The 3,742-nt window shown below is 52.9% G+C and carries 4 protein-coding genes and 1 pseudogene; 4 read left to right on the forward strand and 1 reads right to left on the reverse strand.

Annotation, left to right across the window (positions count from 1 at the left end; genetic code table 11):
* Positions 1 to 185 precede the first annotated feature (185 nt).
* Positions 186 to 329, forward strand: a pseudogene (locus C482_RS22885) (universal stress protein); the annotation flags it as partial.
* Between the two features lie 360 nt (positions 330 to 689).
* On the opposite strand, the gene C482_RS20660 reads toward C482_RS22885, so the two are convergent.
* The gene (locus C482_RS20660) at positions 690 to 926 is read right to left on the reverse strand and encodes a winged helix-turn-helix domain-containing protein (RefSeq protein ID WP_006168770.1); all 237 of its coding nucleotides are present in this window, start codon (positions 924 to 926) and stop codon (positions 690 to 692) included.
* A gap of 133 nt (positions 927 to 1,059) precedes the next feature.
* On the opposite strand from C482_RS20660, the gene C482_RS15945 reads away from it, so the two are divergent.
* The 3 genes from C482_RS15945 (at position 1,060) to C482_RS15955 (ending at position 3,550) form a co-directional block, all read left to right on the forward strand.
* Complete coding sequence (locus C482_RS15945) at positions 1,060 to 1,737, forward strand: DNA methyltransferase (RefSeq protein WP_006168771.1); 678 nt, start codon at positions 1,060 to 1,062, stop codon at positions 1,735 to 1,737.
* Complete coding sequence (locus C482_RS15950) at positions 1,738 to 2,520, forward strand: DNA-methyltransferase (protein WP_006168772.1); 783 nt, start codon at positions 1,738 to 1,740, stop codon at positions 2,518 to 2,520.
* 151 nt (positions 2,521 to 2,671) lie between these two features.
* Positions 2,672 to 3,550 carry a hypothetical protein gene (locus tag C482_RS15955; RefSeq protein WP_006168773.1) on the forward strand — a complete coding sequence of 293 codons (879 nt, stop codon included), beginning with the start codon at positions 2,672 to 2,674 and terminating at the stop codon, positions 3,548 to 3,550.
* Positions 3,551 to 3,742: the final 192 nt, after the last annotated feature.

The raw sequence follows: 3,742 nt of genomic DNA on the forward strand, positions 1-3,742 counted from the left end.
TTAATGCTCGTTTTCTGGAAAGTGAGGACTGGCGACAGACGAACGACGAATGACTACAACTGAGCGCGACTTGGACCCACGCGAGTCCGGCGAGTCCTGTCGCGGTGCTGGGGTAGATACGCGCGTGCAGAGTGCGACTGGGAGCTTCGTCGCCGGCGATTCTGGACGTGGCGGAGTAGATGGGGTCTGATGAGTTGGTGCGTGGGCCGCGCAAACAGTCGCCGGTTGGGAAGGTGATTTTCGGGAGTGTGACACAGGTGGTGCTTCTTGATAGAGATCGGCCAGTGACGCAGGTTTTGGCAGCCGTGAGCGAAAGTAGCTCACTGTGACCAGACGTATCCAGAGAGGGAAGTGACCTCCCCACAGTGATCAAAAGCCAAAACACCAAATCAACCGCCCTGCCTTCGCACTGTCCTCAAGGGGACAGAGTCGAAAAATTACAGCGTCCCGCCCCCACTTCCACAGAACTCCAGTTGAACCACACGAAACGGAGGTTAGTTTGGTGTGGTAGCAGTCGACCGGTGTGGATTTATGTAATATCACGCAGCTAGACCTATGAGTTACACTCGCAACGACTTACTCATCACATTCGCTTTTGCTGAACTCGCTCAAGACCTCCGGGATAGCCTGACAGAAGGCCAAGCGGTTGCTCTTGTTTCAGTAGTATCTGCTGTCTCGGATTATTGGGTTCACTCACCAGCGCGTTCAGCTTGTAGAGTGAGCTCGCCGCGTTCGGTAAGTGAGTATACTTTCCGACGGCCTTCTTGTTCGCCCTCAATATACCCTGCCTCTTCCAGTTCCTGTAGATGTTCGTATACCGTAGGACCTTGTCTGCCAAGTTCTTTGGCAAGTGCGTAGCCGTGGCGGGGCTCTTCATCAAGTAGAGCGAGTATCCTACGCTTTGCATCCGTCAGCGTTAACCCCATCTCGTCCTGGGTTTTGCATGGGTCGTTGATAAGGGATACATACCCGAACGCCTATGCATAGGTAAAAGGCTACCTATTGGTGAAGATGGTGCAACAGTCAAGTACCCCAGGTGGTAAACGAGAGACCAATCAGATGTACCTCGTTGACCTTGGAAGGGTGGTGTCGGATGCTGACACCCAAAACGATGTCCTCAACGCGACGGAGGGAATCTGGAGTGCTATCTACGAGCGTATGGAGCCAACCGAGACGCTGTGGGTCATCGCACCGAATGCGTACCGAGATGGGCGTATGTGGCCTGTTGCGATGGAAGTAGCTGACTACGCTAGAGAAGAATCAGGGCTTACCCTGAAGAACACAATAACAGTCCACCGATGGGCAGACCGAGGCGGCGATATGGAATCAGCATACGACGAAATTCTGTTCTTTGTGAAAGATCAGCGTGAGTATCAGTTCCATAAGGACGACATTCGAGTAGCACACGTATACGAGGGCAACGAGTGGGGCGGCGACCGCGAGAAAGGTAACAGTGCCTACCACGACACCAAGGTCCGTCGATACAATCCTGATGGTAAAGACCCAGGCAACATCTGGCTGGATGAAGACCGCACACAGACCAATAACCAAGAGATCGACGAGGCAGCGCCAATCCCACTCCGTGAGGCGCTCCGTCGATGCATTCTCGTGGGTTCCGGTGACGGCGAGATCGTCTATACACTCTGGAAAGACGAAATCAAAGATCTCATTTCTGATGAGGGTCGCGTTGCTGAGCCACTCGATGTGGCTGTGCTGCGTAAAGAGGTGAGTGAATAGATGGTTGACCTAGATGGAATCGATGATCTCGATGTCCACTGGAGTACGAGCGAAGAGATGACTGAGGTCAAGGACGGGACTGTTCAGTCAGTTATTACCTCACCACCATACTGGGACCTCAAAGACTACGGACACGAGGATCAAATTGGAACGGCCGACAAGTCATACGAGCATTACCACGACCGGATGGAGACCGTCTGGAGTCAGTGCTACGATGTCCTGCGCGATGACGGCACGATGTGGGTAGTTGTCGACACTGTCATGGAACGGGGAAACCTCCAACTTCTACCATACCACATAGCAGAACGGGCCGAAGATGTTGGGTTCGTACTCCAAGATATGGTCACCTGGTACAAGCCGACCGCCATCGCCGGCATGACTGACCGCAATGTGGTGAACAAGAAAGAGTACGTCATCTACCTATCAAAGTCGAAAGACCACAAATTCCGGGACAAGGAGGGACAGAATGGCCTCGAAGACCCTGCTGTCGCGGAGGGACACCGTCTTGGTAACCTGTGGCGGCACCCGGTGAAGCGAGGGACTGTGGGCCAGAATGTGTTACATAAAGCCCCTTACCCGACCTCACTCATTAACCGCATTGTTGAGGTCTCGACGGAGCCGGGCGATACGGTGCTTGACCCGTTTTTCGGAAGTGGGACGACCGCGGTTTCTGCTCTCGAACTGGACCGCCGATGTATTGGCTACGAGCTGAACGAGGAGTTCCGAGAAGTTATTTCTGAGCGACTCGCGTCCTTACAGCAATGCTCGCTAACTGAGTTCTGAACGACTGGTCCTTTCAATCCGGTAGCACAGTTCGACATATGCGAAGGCATTCTGGAAAAGTCCAAACAGCTACTTGATTGCATAGCTAGGCGACTATGCATAGGTGAAAACGGATTCATAGACTATCCCGCCGCAGTATAGGAGATTCTATGTGTCTGATAAAAACCCCTGGACCGATATACTCGGGTTTACCGATTTGGGTACCGACGAACGCGAACAGACTTTGGATGAGGTGAAGGAACTGATTAAGTCACTCGGAAATGAGCACCCAGAGGTATTCGAGGACTGGGACATTGACGCCGGCGACTACCAACGCGAACTCAAAGATGCGATCTTCTCACTCGGTGGCACCTTCCGGCAGACCCACGGTGCGGATAACGAAGACATTGTCCGTGAGGTTTTCTTGGAACCCGCCGAGGAGCAAGGACACCTATCGTTTACCGACCAGCGTGGGAGTGAACGTATCGACTTCAAAGGCCGACTCAAAGGCACTGAAGACATCTTTGCGATGGACGTGAAAGGTGGTGAAGGACAGAGTATTGGTCACCTTCTGGTTCCAACAAATACCAATACCCTGATGTTATGGAGCGAGCGGAACGCTCGAAATACCAAGTCTCCTTCGTCCCGGTTGAACGAGGTCATCAACCGAGCAGTGCGATGGGGATTAAACCAGGATGAGGACCCGCGGTACATGATTATCCGCGATCCGCCAGCAGGTGCCCGAACGGAAAACGGCCGTGTCATTCCTGACGTGATTGTCTTCCCGAATGAATATCCGTCTCCAAATAATCCAGACCCAAAAATGCCGGCACTAGATGACCTCCACTTTGCTGAGGTCTTGTTCAAGGTTACAACTGGCATCGGCGATCTCAACGATGAACAGTGCCTGAAGCATGTCTGGTGGCACGAGATGCGCTATGATAGCCGCGATGGCGGAAAGATAGACAAGAACATTTACAATGCGTACGACAACGGTATTGAGCTACGAACACAGGCTATCGACTACTCGCGCATCTCCGACGTAGCCTGATTGGAAGTGCCGCCCCCAGACAGGACTCAACTGTCCTAACGAGAGTAATTGAACGGCGATCTCCCTCTTCTTGGAGTTACACGCTGAGACGAGTGTTTTCCTATATGAGTGTGTCATAGAAAGCGTCACGTACGAAGCAGCAGGGTGCGCGAAGTGTGTCCAACACAAGCGCAACCCTGCAAGACGTAGCTT

The sequence above is a fragment of the Natrialba chahannaoensis JCM 10990 genome, assembly GCF_000337135.1.
Classification (GTDB): domain Archaea; phylum Halobacteriota; class Halobacteria; order Halobacteriales; family Natrialbaceae; genus Natrialba; species Natrialba chahannaoensis.